This window comes from Bradyrhizobium sp. AUGA SZCCT0169, assembly GCF_018130085.1.
Taxonomy (GTDB): Bacteria; Pseudomonadota; Alphaproteobacteria; order Rhizobiales; family Xanthobacteraceae; genus Bradyrhizobium.
In genome coordinates, this window is sequence record NZ_JAFCMC010000004.1 from 336151 (window position 1) to 356848 (window position 20698).

A 20698-nucleotide genomic window follows, 5' to 3' on the forward strand; every position below is an offset into this window, starting at 1 on the left:
TAGTACGGTAACGGCGGGTAAATGGCAGCGATTTCACTCAGCAAGCTCAACAAGCATTATGGCTCGCTGTTCCACGCCGTAAAGGACGTCGATCTCGAGATCGCCGACAAGGAATTCGTGGCGCTGGTCGGCCCGTCCGGCTGCGGCAAGTCGACGACGCTGCGCATGATCGCAGGGCTGGAGGACATCAGTAGCGGCGACATCCGCATCGGCAACCGGGTCGTCAACGACCTGCCGCCGCGCGACCGCGACATCGCGATGGTGTTCCAGAACTACGCGCTCTATCAGCACATGAGCGTCTACGACAATCTCGCCTTCGGCCTGCGCAACAAGAAGACGTCCGAAGCCGAGATCAAGGCCGCGATCGACCGCGCCGCGGGCATGCTCGGGCTGCACGAATTGCTGGCGCGCAAGCCGAAGCAATTGTCCGGCGGACAGCAGCAGCGCGTGGCGCTCGGCCGCTGCATCGTGCGCAATCCGGAAGTGTTTTTGTTCGACGAGCCGCTGTCGAACCTCGACGCCAAGCTGCGCGCGCAGATGCGGATCGAGATCAAGCGCCTGCATGCCGCCATTCCGACCACGTCTGTGTTCGTGACCCACGACCAGGTCGAGGCCATGACGCTGGGCGACCGGGTCGTGATCATGCGCGACGGCCGGGTGCAGCAGGTCGGCACGCCGCTGCAGGTCTACGGCAAGCCCGCCAACAAATTCGTCGCCGGCTTCATCGGCGCGCCCGCGATGAACTTTGTCAGCGTCACCGTGCGCAGCGATGGCGGCGCGACGACGGTCGAGGCTGATGGCCTCAAGCTGACGGTCGGCGGCGCCGATGCGCGCGCGCTCGCGGCTTACAACGGCAAGCCCGTGATCATGGGCGCGCGGCCCGAACATCTCGCGCTCGGCGAAGGTGCGCCGGGCGCCAGCTTTGACGCCCACGTCGAAGTCGTCGAGCAGCTCGGCTCCGAGATCCTGCTCGAAACGCGTGTGGGGAGCCACGGCATCACGGTGGCCCGGGTGCCGGCAGAAACGGTGATCGCGCGCGGCGATCAGGTCCGTGTCTCGGTCCAGCCCGGCCGGCTGCACTTCTTCGATCCGGAAACGGAATTGCCGATTACGACTTCGTAGGGTGGGTTAGGCGAAGCCGTAACCCACCGTGATGCCAAGAACGAAGATGGTGGGTTACGCTTCGCTAACCCACCCTACAAAGCTCACCGCTTCACCGCACCGGTCGGGCTGGCAAACCCTTCCATGGTCCGGATGCGCTTTTCCAGCCACCAGCCATATTCGGGCGCCCAGTCCTCGAATCGGCGGTTGATGCCGAGATCATGCGCCCAGTGATGGGCGATGTTGGGATTGTACTGCGATTGCCGCCCGACCGCGATCAGGTCGGCCTGGCCCTTTTCCAGCACCGCTTCGGCCTGCTCGGCCTCGAGGATGATGCCGACCGCCATGGTGGCGATATCGACTTCTCTCCGAACGCGCTCGGCGTAAGGCACCTGGAAACCGAGGCCGCGCGGCACTTGCGCGGCCGTCGCCGAACCGGAAATGCCGCCGGAGGAACAGTCGACCACGTCGACGCCGCGCGCTTTCAACTCGTGCGCCAGCGCCACCGTGTCATCCATGTTCCAGCCGTTCTGCGCGCCGTCGACCGAGGACACGCGCACGAACAGCGGCATCGTATCAGGCATTTCGCGCCGTACCGCCTCGACGATGTCGAGCGGCAGCCGCATCCGCCCCTTGCGGTCGCCGCCATACTCGTCGTTGCGGGTATTTGATATCGGCGACAGGAACGAGGCCAGCAGATAGCCATGCGCCATATGAACCTCGATCACGTCGAAGCCGGCCTTGACCGCGTTCTTCGCCGCGTGCGCCCAGGTCTTCACCATGGCGCGACAGTCTTCGGCGGTGAGCTGGCGCGGCGTCAGCCATCCCGGCGCCACCGGCTCGCTGGTCGGCCCGACCGGCTGCCACAGCTTGGCGCCCGCCTTGATCTCATCTTGTGTGAGCGGCCCCATGCCATTCATTGCCTTTTGCGAGGACGATTTGCGGCCGCCATGCGCGAGCTGAATTCCGATCGCGGTGTTCTCGCGCCTCATGAAAGCGATCAGCGGCTTGAAACTTTCGACCTGGGCGTCGTTCCAGATGCCGAGATCGAACTCGTTGATCAGGCCGATTTCCTCGACGCCGGTGGCCTCGACAAAGACAAGACCAAAACCGCCGAGCGCGTATCGACCGAGATGCACCTGATGAAACATGCCGCAGGTCGCGCCGGGATCGGCGCGGTAATGCACCATCGGCGGCACCACCAGGCGGTTCTTCAGCGTCAGATCGCGGATCTTGAGGGGCTGGAATAGCAGGGGGCGTGCGGGATCGGCGGAGGGCGCGTCGGACATTGGTGGCCTGTGGTTGAACTGCGGATAGCGAATGATCCATCATTTGAAATCCACGGTCCAGCCAGCCCTTGCATGTCATGCATGCAGCAACGCTTCGGCCCCCTAGTCGCCACCAACGGTGACATCGAGGCCGGCGGCCTCCAGCGAGGCGACGGTTGCCTCAAGATGGGTCCGGTCTCGGGTTTCGATGACAACCTCAAGCACCACCGCCTTGGCTGGCAGGTCGGTGAAGATGCGTTGATGGGACACCTCGACGATATTGGCGCCTGCCTTGGCCAGCACGGCGACAACCGTGCCGAGCTGTCCGGGCCGATCCACGATGTCGAACTTCAGCTTCGAAAGCCGGCCTTCCCTCGCGAGCTGGCGCGTCAGCACACCGGACAGCAGCCGCGTATCGATATTGCCTCCGCTCAGCACCAGACCGAGCGAACGGCCCTTGAAGCGGGCCTGATCGGCGAGTACCGCCGCCAGGCCCGCCGCTCCCGCGCCTTCGGTCACCGACTTCTCGATGGTGATGAAAAGGCTCAACGCGTGCTCGATCTGCTGTTCGGTGACGAGTACGATATCGTCGACGAGCGCGCGCACGATCTGCGACGTGATCTGACCGGGCGCCTTGACGGCAATGCCCTCCGCGAGCGTGTCACCGCGCATCGCAAGATGTTCCCCCTTGATGAGGTTGTACATCGAAGGATAAAGCGCGGCCTGAACGCCGACGATCTCGATATCCGGCTTGAGGGTCTTGGCGGCAACGGCGATGCCGGATATCAGGCCGCCGCCCCCGATTGGAACGATCAGGACGTCGAGATCGGGCACCGAAGCCAGCATCTCGAGCGCGATGGTACCCTGACCCGCGATGATCAGCGGATCGTCATAGGGATGGATATACGTCAAACCCTGTTTTCGACCGTAGTCGGTGGCGAGCGTGGCGGTGTCCTCCAGCGTCGCCCCACCTTCGATCACGGTCGCACCGTGCCGGCGCGTGTTCTCGATCTTCACCATCGGCGTGCCCACCGGCATGAAGATGGTCGCAGGGATCGAGAGGCGGGCCGCGTGATAGGCCACGCCCTGTGCGTGGTTGCCCGCCGAGGCCGCTGCCACGCCGCGCTGCCGTTCGTCGACTGACAACGCAGACAGCCGATTGAGCGCGCCGCGCTCCTTAAACGTCGCCGTAAACTGCAGGTTTTCGAATTTCAGCCATATGTTCGCGCCGGTGATGTCGGACAATGTACGGCTGGACTCGAAGCTCGTCCGCTTCACGAAGCCGGCGAGCACGCCTGCCGCCGCCTCGATATCGCCAAGGGTAACCGGCAGGTGCGCGAGGGAGGCTTTCAACGTCTCGGTCATATAATCATCTAATCTCTGCCGACCGCTCCACGCAGTAAGGGCGCGGACGGCGGGTTACGCTACGCCAACCCACCCTATGAGCTATTTCAGGAAAAAATACAGCAGGAGATACAGCAGGGATACCGCGCTAACCCACCCTACGACACCACGAAGCTACGAAGCTGCGCTCCGCCTTTGCGCGCGCCACCACACGCCGAAGGCGATCACGACCGCGGCCGCGAGGCTGAACCAGGTGATGGCGTATTGCATGTGGTCGTCCTTGAGATGGACATTGAGCGGCCCCGGTTTCGGGATGCCGCTCTCGGGCACCGGTGATTCCAGATCGATATAGAACGGCGCGACCGCCTTGCCGCCCTCGCCCCAGCCGAGCGCGCGCCCCATCGCAAGATGATCGCGGGTGAACCAGAGCCGCTTGGCGATATTCTCTGACGGCGTCAGCGTGCCGGCGGCTTCGGGAAAACGAAGATAGCCGGTGAATTTGACCGGCTGGCCGGTGACGAGACGGCCGACCGCGCGATCCTGCTGCGCGCGATCCTGCATCGTGTTCTGCACGAAGCCGGTATTGACCGCGACGATTGCCCCATCGGCGCTTTGCGCCGGCAGGAACGCCCAGGTGCCTGGACCGGACACGTCGTTACGGACCGAAGAGCCGGAGCTATAGACCATCACATCGGGAAGCCGCTCGTAAGTTCCGGTGAAGCTGACGCGGCGGAATTCGTCTTTGGCTGGTGTCAGCGTGCCCCATTGCGCCTGCTCCGGCAGCGCCTTGGGCACATCGGCCAGCCTTTCGTTGAGGGCCGCGATCAGCGCGTGCTTCTGGACGCGCCGCTGCAATTGCCAGATCCCAAGGCTCAGGCAGGTCACGATCATCACGAGCGTAAAGATGGCAAAGCCGAGCGTACCACGCCGCCGCGCAACAACGCCGGTCATTTCGGCTCGCGGTCGATCAGGCGGCCGGGTGCGGCCTTGTGATGGTATTGCAGCGCGATCAGCAGCGACTTCATCGAGCGTAGCGGCAACAGCGTGGTTGCGAGAATTAATGGCAGCCACAACGCCGCATGCAGCCAGAACGGCGGCTGGTATTTTATCTCCACGACCAGGGCCGATCCGACGACGATCGCACCGGCGATCATGATGATGAAGATCGCCGGCCCGTCACCGGCGTCGATGAAGGCGTAATCGAGCCCGCAGGCCTCGCAGCTCGGCCGCAAATTGATGAAGCCCGCGTAGAGCTTGCCCTTGCCGCAGCGTGGGCAGCGGCAGGCGATGCCGCGCAATGCGCTCTCGGTCAGCGTGGGGAGTGCCTCGTCCATTTGCGTCCTCGCGCCACCTTCTCCCACAGGGGAGAATGCGCACTCCATAGCGCTCTACGCAGCCCCGCGCAACCCTACCAAGTGATTGTAGTTGCTAAGTTTATTTCCTTCCTCCCACTCCATGTCCGGAACATTTTGGCGGACACCATGGCCCGCCAGGCGCGTTCTACATGACTGGAAAATCGCACGCTGCGCGCCTTCGAGGCGACTGCCCGAAGCGGCACAAGGGGAGGTGTGCGTGGCTTTAAGGTATGGAAAGTTTGGAGAACTCAGTACCTTGCAACGACGGGGCCACCAAACCGGTAGGCTAATCCTATCATTCCAATGTGCGTGTTGAGTTTCAAATCCGTGGCTACCGTTACAACTGAAACACCGGGGGATACCAGCACCAGCGAATTGCTCCACGTTCCGAAGTCCGAGTAACGATACTCCGCACGAAGCATCCAGTTTGCGAAGATTTTGGCGTCGATGCCGACTCCGGCCGTCCAGCCCGTTCGGGTGGTGCTGTTCGTCGCCGTCGTAAGAAGCGGGATCGGCGTTGGTCCGCAAAGCGGATCCGTAAAGCTGGTCTCGCAGGTGATCGAGTTGGAGAAGTTCTGGAACGCGATACCGCCGGTCCCATAGAGCAGAACATTGGGAGTTACCAGAAATCCGAGCCGGCCCCGCACGTTCGCATCCCATCTGGCTCTCACGCTCGATACATCGAGGCCGGGGCCCGGGACACCCAAAATGCAAGTGACCGTGCAGCCGGGCGCGCCCACCGTCGTGACGGTGCCGTTAAAATACGCGGCATCGAGGACAATGCCTGCAACCCATTGAGGCGCGAACTGATAGTCGTATCCGGCAAAGCCGCCAAAGCGACCGCTTGAGGGGCTAAAGCGTCGAGGCGAGCTACCGTCTACGGTTGGGGGAGGAATTACGAAGCCCGGCGCGACAACGCCAATCGACGTCGTAGTCCAATCGGCGTTGGCCTGCTCGCCGCCGAGCGAGGCTCCAACATAAAAGCCTGTCCAGGTCGAAACCGCTGCTTCAGGCGCGTAGCGAGGAGCTTTCACAGCCATGTCGGCAGCGGACGCGCCGATTGCGCTGGACGCGAGAACGGATATTGCCAAAGCAAGTTTTTTCATAGAAAGCCCCAAGCACTCGTGGAACGGCCCGGACCAGAGCTTAAACGGGTTCATCGTGCCCAGATGTATCGTCCAAGCCACAGTCGAGACATTTCGGACGAACATGCGGAACCTTGTCCGCGCTTGCAGCCGGCCGCGCGGCTGCACCCCTTCCGGTAGATCACGTCCTGCGCCGATATGTCCGGAAGGCTACGGATGATGGCGGTTTGCCGCCCGTGGTGGAGCGGCCACAGGACCAGCATTAGCCTTGAGGAGCAATTTGGAGCAGCCTGAATGAAATTTCCAGGAAGCACGGCTCGAAGCAGCGGTGGCGCCTCGCAAGAATCGCCCCGACGGTCAAGTTGAGCGTCATCCGATCATATCAAGTCGCTTTGCAAAAAGCCCTTGCCGTGTAAAAAAACCGCCTCGCGCCGTGATACCACCACCCCACTCTTTCGAAGAGAAATCTGGATTCTCTTTTCGAAAGGTGAAGTATCTTCTCGTTGACAAAAACCTTGTGCGGATTTCTGGGGGCGCCATTTGTTTCGACAGGAACAAATTCGGCATCATAAATCAGCCCATGCAACTCCGCGAAAATCATGGCTTCGATGGCCAATATATCGATGAAATATTTTTTATATTTATCATCACCACGAAATTTCGTGCTTTGCGGATGATACTTTCTGGTTGCCAGCCACGCATAGATTGCTCCTGAATCAAACAGGAAAGCGGCGGCGGCTTCCATGCCGCCCTTGTCTTTTACCGCAAGCGCGAAGGCTTTCCGACGACGGACGCCATTCTCGATGAGTGCCTCCGCAATGCTCAGCGGGGCATAACTCTGCGCACCATTGCTGGTAAGATTGCTCTGGTAAAACCTACAAAAGTCGGACGCCGAGATATCCTCTATTTTAGCTTGTTCCAATGCTGTTCTGTATCTGGTTCTTCCGTCTCTTGAGATGGTTTTCAGTACCTTGTCTCTGGCTTGTGCATACGCGTCACGCTCATATTTTTGTTTGCTGGGTGGACGGACGTATTTGGGTATTTTGATACATTCAAACCCGGCGTTGATGAACGCATCGCGAATGATGCCTGAATCATCATCCAGGATGAATTGGCAGTGACCAATCGATCTGGGAAGCTGCTTTATAATATCGGCAATCGCGCCCCGCTTCTCTTCATCACTAATGTGTTTGTCGAGAAAGACGAATGAGCTGAGGCGTCTCCAGTTATCTAAACTTGTTATCCTTGGAAAAATGCCCAGCACGTTTGTTTGGCAATATGGAAACTCGCATATTAGCTTGCCGGCTTTGTTGAACGCTTTGGCTACCCGGTGCTCCTTCCTGTACGCAATATCCACGAACCAGGGCTGGGAAAAAATCGATACCTCGTCCGGGTGCGCGCCCGCAATCCAATCGCGCTTGCTCCGGCTCTTCGGCACGAGCGTCGCCGCCAAAAGGCTGCTCCTTCAATTCTCGAAATTCGCGATATTCAATATCGTCCAGCGTTTTATCGTTCAGTCTATCGGCACGCGCGGGAGCTACCCGACCGTCCCGGCAACCTGTTCAGAGTATTCGGGGGGCGACGCAAGAGTGAGTGCGCAGAAGGATTACCCAAACCGGCAAGCCGCTCCGGCTGGTGGTGAAGGTCTCCATGCTGTCACCATCCGAGACTTCGCCCGTCGGCGAGCGTGTCAGCATGAGGATGGTTAACGCCCGGCGACACGCATCTTGATCGTTAAAAGGCAAAGCTAAGAAAAAGGGCGGCCCAGCGGCCGCCCTTGTTAACACGTGCAGTCTGCGATCAATGCCCGGCGACGGGTCCGGCGCCGCGGAACCAGACGTAGATGCAGATGAACAGGAACAGCCACACCACGTCAACGAAGTGCCAGTACCAGGCGGCGAATTCGAAGCCGAGATGCTGGGTCGGCGTGAAGTGTCCGGCATAGGCGCGGAACAGGCAGACCAGCAGGAACACGGTGCCGACCAGCACGTGGAAGCCGTGGAAGCCGGTCGCCATGAAGAAGGTCGCGCCGTACATGTTGCCGGAGAACGCGAACGTCGCGTGGGCGTATTCATAGGCCTGCACGCAGGTGAACAGGGCGCCAAGCACGACGGTGAGGATCAGGCCGTATTTCAGGCCCTGGCGGTCGTTCTCCAGGAGCGCATGGTGCGCCCAGGTCACCGTGGTGCCCGAGGTCAGCAACAGCAGCGTATTCAGCAGCGGCAGATGCCAGGGGTCGAAGGTCTCGATGCCCTTCGGCGGCCAGGTGCCCGGCACGCTGCAGGCGCCCGCGGCCGTGCCGGGGCCGCAGCCGAACACCGCGTCGCGGGTGGCGTGAATGGCGTCGGCCGGGAACAGCGCTGAATTGAAGAAGGCCCAGAACCAGGCGACGAAGAACATCACCTCGGAGGCGATGAACAGGATCATGCCGTAACGGTGGCTGATCTGCACCACGCGGGTGTGGTCACCCTTGAACTGGGCTTCGCGGATCACGTCGCCCCACCAGCTCGCCATGGTGTAGAGCACGCCGATGGTGCCGACGCCGAACACGATCGGTGCCGCCGCATACATATGGTGCATCCAGCCGACGGCGCCCACGGCCATGATGAAGGCCGAGATCGAGCCGACGACCGGCCACGGGCTCGGATCGACGAGGTGGTAGTCGTGATGCTTCGCGTGCGCCGTAGCCATTGCGGTCTCTCCGTTAGCGGTGCCGGATCCTTCGGCACATCTTCGTCTCAAAAATCAAGGTCAGGAATTTCGGAAGGCCGAAATCCCGGAGTTACAGGCTTCCCTTGCGCTTGTCCGACTCGCCTGAAGCCACCGGCTTCGGCGCCGGATCGCGCACGGGATAGAAGGTATAGGACAGCGTGATGGTGTTCAGTCCGTCATTCTCGCTGTCGGCGACTAGCGCCGGATCGACGTAGAACACGACCGGCATCTCGCGCTTCTCGCCCGGCGCCATGGTCTGTTCGGTGAAGCAGAAGCAGTTGATCTTCTGGAAATACGCGCCGACCGTCAGCGGGGTCACGTTGTAGGCGGCCTGGCCGACCGTGGCCCGCGCCGCCTGGTTGGTCACAGTATAAAATACGGTGACGACCTCGCCGATCCTGACCTCGATTTCGTTCTGCTCGGGCTCGAACTTCCACGGCAGGCCGGCGCCGACATTGGCATCGAACCGCACCGAGATCTTGCGCGCCAGCGGGCCCTGCGAAGGCGCCGAGGTGGCGACCTGGGTGGTGCCATTGAAGCCGGTGGCGCGGCAGAACCAGTTATAGAAGGGAACGGCGGCATAGGCTGCGCCGACCATGAACACCACGACGAAACCACAGATCGAGGCCACCATCGCATCGCGCGTCAGGGCGCGGCGCGAAGCCTTGCGGCTTGCCTCCGGTTCCCTTTGCGCGATCGGTTGGTCTGCCATCTCCACCACCCTAAATTCCCAGCCTACATTTCCAGTTTACATGGGCCGAACTAGAACGGCCGGCCCCTTGACCATGGTGACGGCGAAGAACAGCACGACGAGCACGAGGAGCGCGAGCGCAATCGCGACCGACCGCTGGCGCCGGCTTCTTTTCTGCGCCTCGGTGAGGACGATTCCATCTGGCATCCGCTTGTCGTCCATTCCGGTCCCATGGGCCCCCTACCCGATCGCGGCGATGACGCCGCGCACGACAACCTCGAGCAGCAGCGTGGCGAACAGCGCGAACAGATAAAGGATCGAGAAAGCAAACAGCCGCCTGGTCGCACGCAGCGCCGCGGTACCCTCGCGGCGGCGGTAGACGTTGATCGCCAGCGCCATCATGCCGGCGCCGAGCACCAGCGAGGTGATGCCATAGATCGCGTCGAAATAACCGAGCGGCCAGGGGGCGACGGCGATCGCGACCAAAACGACCGTATAGAGCAGGATCTGCAGCCGGGTCGCGTCAGGGCCGGCGACGACCGGCAACATCGGCACGCCGGCGCGGGCATAGTCGTCGCTGCGGAACAGCGCCAGCGCCCAGAAATGCGGCGGGGTCCAGAAGAAGATGATCAGGAACAGCAGCACCGGCTCCATCGACAGCGAACCGGTCGCCGCGGCCCACGCCACGACAGGCGGCAGCGCGCCGGCGGCGCCGCCGATCACGATGTTCTGCGCGGTCCAGCGCTTCAGGAGCATGGTGTAGATCACGACGTAGAAGAAGATCGTGAACGCCAGGAGCCCGCCCGCAAGCCAGTTGACGAGGATGCCGAGCGTCATCACCGAGAAGAACGCGAGGATCAGCCCGAACGCGGTCGCCTCTTCGCGGGTGATGCGGCCGCGCGGGATCGGCCGGTTGGCGGTGCGCGACATCTTGGCGTCGATATCGCCCTCATAGGCCATGTTCAGCGCACCGGAGGCGCCGGCGCCGACCGCGATGCAGAGGATGGACGTGAACGCCAGGATCGGGTGGATATGGCCGGGCGCGATCACGAGGCCGACTAGCGCGGTGAAGATCACCAGCGACATCACCCGCGGCTTCAGCAGCGCGAGGTAGTCGCCGACCTCAGCCTCGGAAATCCGGGGCAGTTCGATGGCGTTGTGATCGACGACCGACAAGATTGATCTCGCTTGGTTCTAGGCCGCGGCGCGCCCGCAAGAGCGCGCCGCGAGTTACAAGGTTTACTGCACCCGCGGCAGCACTTCGAACTGGTGGAACGGCGGCGGCGAAGACAGCGTCCATTCCAGCGTGGTGGCGCCGGGGCCCCACGGATTATCCGCCGCCTGCTCTTTCTTGATGAAGGCGTCGACCACGCCATAGATGAAGATCAGCACGCCGAAGCCCGAGATGTAGGAGCCGAGCGAGGACACCAGGTTCCAGCCGGCGAACGCATCCGGATAGTCGATGTAGCGGCGCGGCATGCCGGATAGCCCGAGGAAATGCTGCGGGAAGAACACCAGGTTGACGCCGATGAAGGTGACCCAGAAGTGCAGCTTGCCGATGGTTTCCGAGTACATGTAGCCGGACATCTTCGGGAACCAGTAGTACCAGCCGGCGAAGATCGCGAACACGGCGCCCAGCGACAGCACGTAGTGGAAGTGCGCGACGACGTAATAGGTTTCCTGCAGCACGCGGTCGACGCCGGCATTGGCCAGCACGACGCCGGTGACGCCACCGAGCGTGAACAGGAAGATGAAGCCGATCGCCCACAGCATCGGCGTCTTGAACTCGATCGAGCCGCCCCACATCGTGGCGATCCAGGAGAAGATCTTCACCCCGGTCGGCACCGCGATCACCATGGTGGCGGCGACGAAATAGGCCTGCGTCGCCGAGGACATGCCGACCGTGTACATGTGGTGCGCCCACACCACGAAGCCGATGCCGCCGATCGCGACCATGGCGTAGGCCATGCCGAGATAGCCGAACACGGGCTTGCGCGAGAAGGTCGAGACGATCTGGCTGATCATGCCGAAGCCGGGCAGGATCAGGATGTACACTTCGGGATGGCCGAAGAACCAGAACAGATGCTGGAACAGCAGCGGGTCGCCGCCGCCGTCGGCGGAGAAGAAGGTGGTGCCGAAATTGCGGTCGGTCAGCAGCATGGTGATCGCACCAGCGAGCACCGGCAGCGACAACAGCAGCAGGAACACGGTGACCAGGATCGACCAGACGAACAGCGGCATCTTGTGCAGGGTCATGCCCGGCGCGCGCATGTTGAAGATCGTGGTGATGAAGTTGATGGCGCCGAGGATCGACGAGGCGCCGGCCAGATGCAGCGACAGGATCGCGAAATCGACCGCCGGTCCCGGATGGCCCGAGGTCGACAGCGGCGCGTAGATGGTCCAGCCCGCACCGACGCCGTTGGCGCCCGGCTCACCCTCGACGAAGGTGGACATCAGAAGCAGCGCGAACGAGGCCGGCAGCAGCCAGAACGAGATGTTGTTCATGCGCGGGAACGCCATGTCGGGCGCACCGATCATCAGCGGCACGAACCAGTTTCCGAAGCCGCCGATCATCGCCGGCATCACCATGAAGAAGATCATGATCAGGCCGTGCGAGGTCACGAACACGTTGTAGGTATGGGCTTCGTGGAACAGCTGGACGCCGGGATACATCAGCTCGATACGGATCGCGATCGACATCGCCGCGCCGATGACGCCGGCGATGACCGCGAACACCAGGTACATCGTGCCGATGTCCTTGTGGTTCGTCGAATAGACGAAGCGCCGCCATCCGGTCGGATGCGCGTGCGCGTGGTCATCATGGGCGTGATCGTGGTGTGTCGCTGCGCCTGTTGCCATGTTCAAATCCTGCCTTGCAGTCCTTTTGTCGGACCTTGCGGTCCTGTCGCCCTTTTCGGACCTTGCGGTCCCGTCGCCCTTGTCCCTTGCGCCTAAGCCTTAAAGCTTGCCTGAGCTTTGCGGCTTACTGCGCCACCGCGCCACCAGCCGCGGCGTACGAATTCGCCGGGTTGGTCGCATATTTCTTCTTCGCGGTTTCCACCCAGGCCGCGAATTCCTGATCGCTCACGACCCGCACCGCGATCGGCATGAAGGCGTGATCCTTGCCGCACAGTTCGGAGCACTGGCCGTAGAACATCCCGGTCTTGGTGGCCTTGAACCAGGTCTCGTTCAGGCGGCCGGGGATGGCGTCGATCTTGATGCCGAAGGCCGGCACCGCGAAGGCGTGGATGACGTCGGCACCGGTGGTCAGAACCTTGACCACCTTGTTGACCGGCACCACCATCTCATTGTCGACGCCGAGCAGCCGGGGCTTCTTGTCCGCCGCCATCAGCGAATCGAACTCGAACTTGCCGTGATCGGGATAGGCATAGCTCCAGTACCACTGCTTGCCGGTCGCCTTGATGGTGAGATCCGCCTTCGGCACGTCGAGCTGCAGAAACAGCAGCCGGAACGACGGCACCGCGATCGCGACCAGAATCAGCACCGGGATCAGGGTCCAGGCCACTTCGATCAGGGTGTTGTGGGTGGTCTTGGAGGGGACCGGGTTGGCCTTGGCGTTGAACTTGACGACGACCATGACCAGCAGCACCAGCACGAACAGCGTGATGATGGTGATGGTGGCGAGCAGCCAGTTATGGAACCAGATGATGTAGTCCATCACCGGCGAGGCCGACTCCTGCAGGGTGTATTCCCACGGCGCCGGCTGTCCCAATTCGGCTGACGCCGTACCGCCGGCGACAAGGGCCATGCCCGCCACCGCAAACCCCAGCAACCGCCGGCCAATCTGGCCCTTCGACATCTTCATGCCGCTCGCGCTCCCTTGATAAATCCCCAAAGCATCCCCGCCGGATGGCCGGAAATGCCGCACGATCCGCCCTCACAAACAGCCCGCCGGAGGTTAGGAGCACCGGGGCCAGATCGCTAGAACGCTTCGAAATCCAGCCTCTCAAACCATAATTCGCAGGCTCTCGCAATGCAGTAGTGGGGACCAAAGCCATGCGTCACCGGCTAATCTCTGCATGTCAGGTTTTCCCGGTAAATCAGGCAAAAGCCGCCTTTTTGTCCGGCCGCGCCGCTTGACAGGCGGATTACCGGATGTACGCACAGGCAGGGTGCGCCGCGGGGACCTGATTCGCCGCTGAGGCGCTTCGAGATTTGGCGAAAGACCGCCTTCAAGGCGCCGTCATTACGTATCAGTCCGAGTAATCATTCAGAGGATCGACCCGGATGAGGCGTTCAAAACATCAGGCAGGACGCAGGCTAGGCCGCTGGCTGGGCGGACTGCTCGCCACAGCCTTCCTGCTCGGCCTGACCGAGGCCGCCAGCGCCCAGGGCGCGGTGCGCTCGGTCCATGGCGACTGGCAGATCCGCTGCGACACCCCGCCGGGCGCCCAGGGCGAGCAATGCGCCCTGATCCAGAGCGTGGTAGCCGAAGACCGCTCCAACGCCGGCCTCACCGTGATCGTGCTGAAGACCGCCGACCAGAAGAGCAAGCTGATGCGGGTGGTAGCCCCCTTGGGCGTGCTGCTGCCCTCCGGGCTCGGCCTGAAACTGGACAACCAGGACGTCGGCCGCGCCGGTTTCGTCCGCTGCCTACCCAATGGCTGCGTTGCCGAAGTCGTGATGGACGAAAAACTGCTCGGCCAGCTCCGCACCGCCAAGACCGCGACCTTTATCATCTTCGAGACCCCGGAAGAGGGCATCGGCTTCCCGCTGAGCCTGAACGGGATCGGCGAGGGGTATGATAAGTTGCCGTGAGGCACCGGGCCTCGCCCTCAAAGTCCGATTGGCTTAGTCACGCGGCGCCGGCGTAGTAGTCGAACAACCGGCGCGCCTCGATGGAGAGCCAGTCCGCTTCACCCGTGATGTAGCCTTCGACTTGCCCGGTGACACCGAGCAGGAAGGTGATCGGCATGCCGTAAAGCGCGAAGGGCGTGTCGACACCGTCGCTGGCGCCGGCGCGTCCCACCAGTCCGCCGGGGTCGAAGCCGATCGTAAGATGGCGAAGCTTCAACTTCTTGGCGTACGGCGCGACCACCGATCGATCGCGATCGGTGCTGATGGCGACGACGGCGAGGTCGGCGCGGCGGCTTTCCGCGAGTTGATCCAATATCGGCAGCTCCGTGCGGCAGGCCGCACACCAGGTCGCCCAGAAATTGACGAGCACCACCTTGCCGCGGAAAGACGCCAGATCGAGCGCACCGCCGCCGAGACGCGGGATCGTTACCGGCGGGACCGGCCGTGCGCCGCGAACCAGCGTGAACTGATGCCGGGCGGTTGCGAATGGCGGCGGCCCGCCGGCCGCGGCACGTCCCGGCAAGGGCGGGATCGCAAGCGAGGCGGCCGCGCTCATTATCCCCGCGACAAAGGTGCGGCGGGTCGGGCCGCGAGGCGACGTCATGTCGGATACTCCGCTGTGCAGTTTTGCATCCAGGTTCTGAATCCAAATATCACGATCGGATGTAGGACCAGCCGGCTTCCTGCAATTCGATGATGCGCCCGGGCCCGCTCGGCACGATCTCGACGCCATCGATCAGGGTGACCGGCCGCCCCTCCTGGCGCTCCATACCGAGCTTGGTGGCATCGCAGACCACGAAGCGGATGTTCGAATTGACCGTCCTCAGGATGCGCAGCATGTCCTTTACCGGCGAGGTGTCGGCGCGCAGCATGTGAACGCCGGCGTTGTAGGCGACCACTTCGATCGTGAACGCCTCGTTCCGCTCCTGGTAGTATTTTGGAAGGTTGAGCGCGGTCGAGATCAGCGCCCGCATCGTGGTGGGATCATCGGTGTTGATCGGCAGCACCAGCCGGTGCATCGCGACCGGAGCGGCCTTCGCCTGCGGCTTTGGGCTCGCCGTCTCCGATCCTGTCAGCAACAGGGTCACGGTCAGCGGCACTAGGAAGGCCAGGATGAGGCCCGCGGCAATCGTCCATTCGCGGCGAGAAAGGCGCATGGCAGCGGCCTCACAAATGCTTGTTCACAAGTGCCTGGCAAGCGATGCGATCTGGTCGCGCTTCGCATAGGCGACGATGGCGCTCAGTGCCAACAGCACCAGCGCGGGCACGGCCGAGCCGCCGACCACAAAGAGATGCGTGACGGTCGCGCCGATCATGATGCAGATCAGCAGCACGGCGCCGACGGCCGCCAGCGACGGCGTGAGGATCAGGAAAGCCCCGAGCAATTCGAGCGCCCCGGTCGCATAGCGGAACCATTGACCAAGTCCGATATGCTGAAATGACTCAACCAGCATCGGCACGCCATAGAGCTTGGCGCCGCCAGCGCCTGCAAAGGCAAGGGCCAGCAATCCCCTGACGATCCACAGACCGGCGGACTTCCAGCGCGGCGGCGCCGAGGCAGCAGCAAGTGACATTGTTAGCTCCCGATATGTTCCAGCGGTTCAGACCGAGCCCGCGAAGGCTTTCGAGACACAAAATTCGGGAGTAAGATGAAAAGTACAAGTAGGATGCTTTTTGTGAGGTAGTATGAAAAAGATGACTATTGCAGAAAGCAAGGATATTGCCGCCCCGGAACCATGCCAGCGCGGGGTGCTGGAGCAATTTCATCGTGCGCTGGGCGTTCTGGCTGGAAAATGGAAGGGCGAAATTCTCTGGCAATTGGTCCAGCGCAAGCACCGGTTCGGCGAATTGCGCCAATCGATCCCCGGCGTCACCCAGCACATGCTGACGACGCAGCTACGCGATCTCGAGGCCAATGGACTGGTGAAGCGCACGGTCTATCCCGAGGTGCCGCCGCGCGTCGAATATGAGATCACGCCCTCGGCGAGGGCCCTCAAGCCGATGTTCGATGAACTGTTTCGCTGGTCGCAGGAGCACGGCTTTCCGCCGGCGGCGCAGCCCAAGGCTTCTTCCGCCGACAAAAAGGAGCAGCCAAAGTAGGTTTCCCGAGCCACCGGGTCGCGCGAATGCGCGCCCGATGGCTCGCAATGACGAGGAACGACACCGTGACCTCCCTCACAGCCAAGGCGACCGCCATCCTGCCAAAGGTTTCTCCATCAACGCGGAGGAGACCGCCATGACCAATGACCGTACGTTCGGGGCCCGTGCAGACGCGCGAAAAGCGAGCTGACCGGGGAGCAACTCGACATCGTATCCGGCGGCAAATGGTTTGAAATCGTGCGCGTCGAGCACAGTGTGAAGTCCCCGCGAGACGCGGCGTCGGGATTGGCGACCGGGCGCCGCCAGCACCAGCCCTGATCGGATTGGGCGTCGTCAGGTTTTCGCCATCAGGTTTTCGCCATCAGGTTTTTCTTGGCCCTGCCGCTAGAACAGCAGCCCCATCAAAATCAGATTTTCGTGTTTGCCATCGACCAGGATGGCCTCGCGCTGCACGCCTTCGATCTCGAAGCCGACTTTCTTGTAGAGCGCGATCGCGTTCACGTTGTTTTCCCGGACCGTCAGTTCGACCCGCTGCAGCCCGAAGGCCTGTGCGGCGCCCAGCGCCTGCGCGATCAGGCGCTTGCCGATGCCCCGGCCCCGGAATTGCGGCAAAAGGCCCATGCCGAGAACGCCGTTATGGGCATAAATCGGCCTTGGCTTTGGGGTCACGTCGCACCAGCCGATGACTTCACCGCCCGACAGGGCGACAAATTGCGGATAACCCTGCTCGATTAGGTCGAGAATGAACGCCCGCGTCGCTTCCAGCGGCGGGGCCTCCAGGAACGACAAATAGCGCCGCTCCCGCGCGACGATATCGAGGGTGCGGTGAAAGCCGTCGATATGGCCTTGCGTTATCGGAACAATTTCGATTGTAGCCATCGTACTTGCAGCGAGACTCTCCCGCCCCTCGCGAAACGGACGGGAAACAACTATCTTGGTTGCGCCCCTCCGACAACGGACTGAATGTAATGACCAACTCCCCCGCTACAACCTCCCTGATCGACCGCGCCAACCTCGATCGCGATTCCGTCCGCCGGGAGATCGCGCGCGGGCTCGAAGGCGCCGACGACGGCGAACTGTTCCTGGAATATGGCCAGACCGAAGCGCTGATGTTCGACAATGGCAGGCTGAAGCAGGCGACCTACGACACTTCGCAGGGTTTTGGGCTGCGCGCGGTCAAGGACGACGCGGTCGGGTACGCGCATTCCTCCGACGTCTCGCTGCCGGCGCTGATCCGCGCTGCGGACGCGGTCGCAGCGGTCCGCGGCGGCTATTCCGGCAACTTTGCGGCGGCGCCCGCTCACACCAATGTGAGACTCTATGGCGACGACAATCCGCTGGATGCACCGGGTTTTGAAGCCAAAGTGAAGCTGCTCGCCGAAATCGACGCCTATGTGCGGGACAAGGACCCGCGGGTGCGGCAGGTGACGGCGAGTCTTTCCGCCACTTGGCAGGTGGTGGAAATCCTGCGGCCCGACGGCGAAAGCTACCGCGACATCCGTCCCCTGGTGCGGGTCAATATTTCCGTGGTCGCCGGCCAGGGCGACCGGCAGGAAAGCGGCAGCAAGGGCTATGGCGGCCGCGAGGGCTATGCGCGCTTCATCGAGACCAAGGCCTGGCGCGATGCCGCCGACGGCGCGATCCGCGAAGCACTGGTCAATCTGGACTCGGTTCCCGCGCCCGCCGGCGAAATGGACGTGGTGCTGGGGGCCGGCTGGCCCGGCGTCATGCTGCATGAAGCTGTCGGCCACGGGCTCGAGGGCGATTTCAACCGCAAGCAGACCTCGGCTTTCGCCGGCCTGATGGGCAAGCAGGTCGCCGCCAAGGGCGTCACCGTGGTCGATGACGGCACCATGGCCTCGCGGCGCGGTTCGCTCTCCATTGACGACGAGGGCACGCCGACCAACCGCACCGTGCTGATCGAGGACGGCATTCTGGTCGGCTACATGCAGGACCGCCAGAACGCCCGGCTGATGAACATGAAGCCGACCGGCAACGGACGGCGCCAGAGCTACGCCCATGTGCCGATGCCGCGCATGACCAACACCTACATGCTGTCGGGCCAGCGCGATCCCGCGGAAATCCTCGCCTCAGTAAAGAACGGCATCTATGCCGCGAATTTCGGCGGCGGCCAGGTCGACATCACCTCGGGCAAGTACGTGTTCCAGTGCACCGAGGCCTACAAGATCGAGAACGGCAAGATCGGCGCGCCCTTGAAGGGCGCGATGCTGATCGGCAACGGCCCGACCGACCTGCATCGCATCACCATGGTCGGCAACGACCTCTCGCTCGATACCGGCATCGGCACCTGCGGCAAGAACGGCCAGGGCGTGCCGGTTGGCGTCGGCCAGCCGACGCTGCGGATGGAGCGCATTACGGTCGGAGGAACCGGCTAGTGACCAGCGAAAACGAAACTGCGGTTGCCAAACCTTCGAGCTGGCGCGCGCAGATCGCCCAGATCGCGGCCATCGTGATGGTGGTGTTCGTCGCCAAGGGCGCGCTGGCCGAGCCGTTTTACGTACCGTCCGGCTCGATGGAGCCGACGCTGCTGATCGGCGACGCGCTGCTGGCGTCCAAATTCCCCTATGGCTACGGCGCGGCGTCGCTGCCGATCCAAATCACGCTCCCCGAGACCGGCCGGCTGTTCGGCGAGACGCCCAAGCGCGGCGACGTCGTCGTTTTCCGCTGGCCCGGCGACCGTTCGCAGGCCTGGGTCAAGCGCGTGGTCGGGCTGCCCGGCGACCGCATCCAGATGCGGCAGGGCCAGCTCTTCATCAACGACCACGCCGCGGCGCTGAAGCCGGATGGCGTGGGTGAAGCCGAAGACGACCGCGGCGGCAGCGAAAAGGCCTATCGCTATGTCGAGACGCTGCCGAACGGGGTCACGCATGCGATCTTCAAGATGCGCGACAGCGGCCGGCTCGACAACACGCCAGAGGTAACGGTGCCGACGGGAAAACTGTTCGTGCTCGGCGACAACAGGGACAATTCCGCCGACAGCCGCGTCGCCGTGCGCGACGGCGGAGTCGGCCTGCTGCCGATCGACAATCTGATCGGCCGCGCCGACGCCGTGGTCGGCTCCTGGGATCTCGGCATCCGCAGCCAGCCGGTATGGACCTGGCTCTCCGGCTTTCGCATGGCGCGGTTTTTCACGTCGGTGCACTGAGATCGTCGCATGACCTTCGACGACGTCAGGGAGTTTGCGCTGACGTGGGCGGAGGTCGACGACGGCACCTCCTACGGCACGCCGGCGCTCAAGGTGCGCAAGAAACTGCTGGCGCGGCTGAGGGAAGACAACGACAGCCTCGTCCTGTTCGGCATTCCCCATGACGAACGCGAGATGCTGATCGAAAGCCAACCGAAGCTGTTTTACTTCACCGACCACTATCGAGATTATCCAATCGTGCTGGTTCGCCTGTCGAAGGCCAAACGCGGCATCGTCGAGCCGCTGTTGCGCCGGCACTGGCGCACGCTGGCTTCGAAGAAGGCGGTGAAGGAATTCGACGAATCATAGATCATCCCGTCATTGCGAAGCAATGACGTGGAAAGAGCATCCATGACCCAAGACCAATTCCTCAGCCTTGCGCTGCGCAATCCCACCAATAAAATAATCGCCGAAAAACTGTTCGAGCTAAAGCTGCCGGATGCCTGGATCGTGTCGGGATGCCTGGTGCAGACGGTGTGGAACGTGCTGACCGGGCGCGCCGTTGATTACGGCATCAACGATTACGACGTGTTCTATTTCGATCCCGATACATCCTGGGCGGCCGAGGACGCCGTGATCCGCCGCCTGCACGGCGCGCTCGGCCATCTCGACGCCAGGGTCGAGGCGCGCAACCAGGCGCGCGTCCATCTCTGGTACGGCGAAAAGCACGGCCTGCCCTACCCGCCGCTGCGCTGCTCGACCGAAGGCATCGATCGGTTTCTGACCAGGAATACGCAGATTGGCATCCGTCGCATGCCAGATGGCTACGACGTCTATGCGCCCGATGGTTTCGACGATGCCGCCGGGCTGATCGTGCGGCCCAATCCGGGTCCGAATTTCTCCGCGGCGAATTATGAAGTGAAGGCCGCGCGATGGAAGGCGCTGTGGCCGGAGGTGACGGTGCTGGCGGTGGAGTAAATTTCAACCGTCGTCCCGGCGAAGGCCCTAGGGCATGCACACATGTCTGAGGCTCCATCCTGCGGCGGCGGCGTGGAAGTATTCGAGGCCGTGCTTCATGG

General features: G+C 62.6%; 23 protein-coding genes. 7 read left to right on the plus strand and 16 right to left on the minus strand.

Annotated features, from left to right (window positions below):
• Positions 1-21: 21 nt before the first annotated feature.
• Complete coding sequence (locus JQ609_RS07265) at positions 22-1122, plus strand: ABC transporter ATP-binding protein (RefSeq protein WP_212272708.1); 1101 nt, start codon at positions 22-24, stop codon at positions 1120-1122.
• 83 nt (positions 1123-1205) lie between these two features.
• On the opposite strand, the gene JQ609_RS07270 is transcribed toward JQ609_RS07265, so the two are convergent.
• From JQ609_RS07270 to coxB, 12 genes are all read right to left on the minus strand, one after another.
• Positions 1206-2390, minus strand: coding sequence for an NADH:flavin oxidoreductase/NADH oxidase (locus JQ609_RS07270; protein ID WP_212272710.1), 1185 nt, complete (start codon positions 2388-2390; stop codon positions 1206-1208).
• Between the two features lie 102 nt (positions 2391-2492).
• Positions 2493-3734 (minus strand): threonine ammonia-lyase, encoded by a 1242-nt coding sequence (locus JQ609_RS07275; RefSeq protein ID WP_212272712.1) that lies wholly within the window; start codon positions 3732-3734, stop codon positions 2493-2495.
• Positions 3735-3887: 153 nt separating this feature from the next.
• A complete protein-coding gene (locus tag JQ609_RS07280) occupies positions 3888-4664 on the minus strand; it encodes an SURF1 family protein (protein WP_212211232.1) in 777 nt (258 codons plus the stop codon).
• Positions 4661-5047 (minus strand): DUF983 domain-containing protein, encoded by a 387-nt coding sequence (locus JQ609_RS07285; RefSeq protein WP_212272714.1) that lies wholly within the window; start codon positions 5045-5047, stop codon positions 4661-4663. Before JQ609_RS07285 ends, JQ609_RS07280 begins: the two co-directional genes overlap by 4 nt.
• 269 nt (positions 5048-5316) lie before the next feature.
• Positions 5317-6174 carry an outer membrane protein gene (locus JQ609_RS07290; RefSeq protein ID WP_212272717.1) on the minus strand — a complete coding sequence of 286 codons (858 nt, stop codon included), beginning with the start codon at positions 6172-6174 and terminating at the stop codon, positions 5317-5319.
• 361 nt (positions 6175-6535) lie between these two features.
• A complete protein-coding gene (locus tag JQ609_RS07295) occupies positions 6536-7606 on the minus strand; it encodes a hypothetical protein (protein WP_212272720.1) in 1071 nt (356 codons plus the stop codon).
• Between the two features lie 347 nt (positions 7607-7953).
• Positions 7954-8844, minus strand: coding sequence for a cytochrome c oxidase subunit 3 (locus JQ609_RS07300; protein WP_212211242.1), 891 nt, complete (start codon positions 8842-8844; stop codon positions 7954-7956).
• 91 nt (positions 8845-8935) lie between these two features.
• Positions 8936-9577: a cytochrome c oxidase assembly protein gene (locus JQ609_RS07305; RefSeq protein ID WP_212272723.1), complete on the minus strand. Its 642-nt coding sequence runs from the start codon at positions 9575-9577 to the stop codon at positions 8936-8938.
• 36 nt (positions 9578-9613) lie between these two features.
• Positions 9614-9778, minus strand: a complete 165-nt coding sequence (locus tag JQ609_RS07310) for a CoxF protein (RefSeq protein WP_192735385.1) — start codon at positions 9776-9778, stop codon at positions 9614-9616.
• Between the two features lie 18 nt (positions 9779-9796).
• The gene (locus JQ609_RS07315) at positions 9797-10732 is read right to left on the minus strand and encodes a heme o synthase (RefSeq protein ID WP_212272725.1); all 936 of its coding nucleotides are present in this window, start codon (positions 10730-10732) and stop codon (positions 9797-9799) included.
• A gap of 63 nt (positions 10733-10795) precedes the next feature.
• Positions 10796-12415: a cytochrome c oxidase subunit I gene (ctaD, locus tag JQ609_RS07320; protein WP_212211249.1), complete on the minus strand. Its 1620-nt coding sequence runs from the start codon at positions 12413-12415 to the stop codon at positions 10796-10798.
• A gap of 124 nt (positions 12416-12539) precedes the next feature.
• Entirely contained in the window at positions 12540-13382 is an 843-nt protein-coding gene (coxB, locus tag JQ609_RS07325) for a cytochrome c oxidase subunit II (RefSeq protein ID WP_212272727.1), read from the minus strand.
• A 422-nt stretch (positions 13383-13804) separates the two neighbouring features.
• On the opposite strand from coxB, the gene JQ609_RS07330 reads away from it, so the two are divergent.
• Positions 13805-14335 carry an invasion associated locus B family protein gene (locus JQ609_RS07330; protein ID WP_249127719.1) on the plus strand — a complete coding sequence of 177 codons (531 nt, stop codon included), beginning with the start codon at positions 13805-13807 and terminating at the stop codon, positions 14333-14335.
• Positions 14336-14372: 37 nt separating this feature from the next.
• Here JQ609_RS07330 and JQ609_RS07335 read toward each other — a convergent pair whose 3' ends face one another.
• Genes JQ609_RS07335 through JQ609_RS07345 form a run of 3 tightly spaced genes read right to left on the minus strand, consistent with a single transcriptional unit; the run spans position 14373 to position 15948 of the window.
• Positions 14373-14978, minus strand: coding sequence for a TlpA disulfide reductase family protein (locus JQ609_RS07335; RefSeq protein ID WP_212272729.1), 606 nt, complete (start codon positions 14976-14978; stop codon positions 14373-14375).
• A gap of 49 nt (positions 14979-15027) precedes the next feature.
• Positions 15028-15531 carry a DsrE family protein gene (locus JQ609_RS07340; protein WP_212272731.1) on the minus strand — a complete coding sequence of 168 codons (504 nt, stop codon included), beginning with the start codon at positions 15529-15531 and terminating at the stop codon, positions 15028-15030.
• Between the two features lie 24 nt (positions 15532-15555).
• A complete protein-coding gene (locus JQ609_RS07345) occupies positions 15556-15948 on the minus strand; it encodes a DoxX family protein (RefSeq protein ID WP_212272733.1) in 393 nt (130 codons plus the stop codon).
• A 121-nt stretch (positions 15949-16069) separates the two neighbouring features.
• Between JQ609_RS07345 and JQ609_RS07350 the strand changes: the two genes are divergently transcribed.
• The gene (locus JQ609_RS07350; protein WP_212272782.1) at positions 16070-16474 is read left to right on the plus strand and encodes a helix-turn-helix domain-containing protein; all 405 of its coding nucleotides are present in this window, start codon (positions 16070-16072) and stop codon (positions 16472-16474) included.
• A 384-nt stretch (positions 16475-16858) separates the two neighbouring features.
• Here the strand turns inward: JQ609_RS07350 and JQ609_RS07355 are convergent, their stop codons facing one another.
• On the minus strand, positions 16859-17353 hold the full coding sequence (locus JQ609_RS07355) for a GNAT family N-acetyltransferase (RefSeq protein ID WP_212211256.1): 495 nt from the start codon (positions 17351-17353) through the stop codon (positions 16859-16861).
• A gap of 89 nt (positions 17354-17442) precedes the next feature.
• On the opposite strand from JQ609_RS07355, the gene tldD reads away from it, so the two are divergent.
• The 4 genes from tldD to JQ609_RS07375 are packed head-to-tail and all read left to right on the plus strand — an operon-like array spanning position 17443 to position 20597.
• Complete coding sequence (gene tldD / locus JQ609_RS07360) at positions 17443-18870, plus strand: metalloprotease TldD (RefSeq protein WP_212211257.1); 1428 nt, start codon at positions 17443-17445, stop codon at positions 18868-18870.
• Positions 18870-19640: a signal peptidase I gene (gene lepB, locus JQ609_RS07365; RefSeq protein ID WP_212272735.1), complete on the plus strand. Its 771-nt coding sequence runs from the start codon at positions 18870-18872 to the stop codon at positions 19638-19640. Before tldD ends, lepB begins: the two co-directional genes overlap by 1 nt.
• A 9-nt stretch (positions 19641-19649) precedes the next feature.
• Positions 19650-19988 (plus strand): MmcQ/YjbR family DNA-binding protein, encoded by a 339-nt coding sequence (locus JQ609_RS07370; RefSeq protein WP_212211259.1) that lies wholly within the window; start codon positions 19650-19652, stop codon positions 19986-19988.
• 42 nt (positions 19989-20030) lie between these two features.
• Positions 20031-20597, plus strand: a complete 567-nt coding sequence (locus JQ609_RS07375) for a nucleotidyltransferase family protein (protein WP_212272738.1) — start codon at positions 20031-20033, stop codon at positions 20595-20597.
• The last annotated feature ends 101 nt before the right edge of the window (positions 20598-20698 follow it).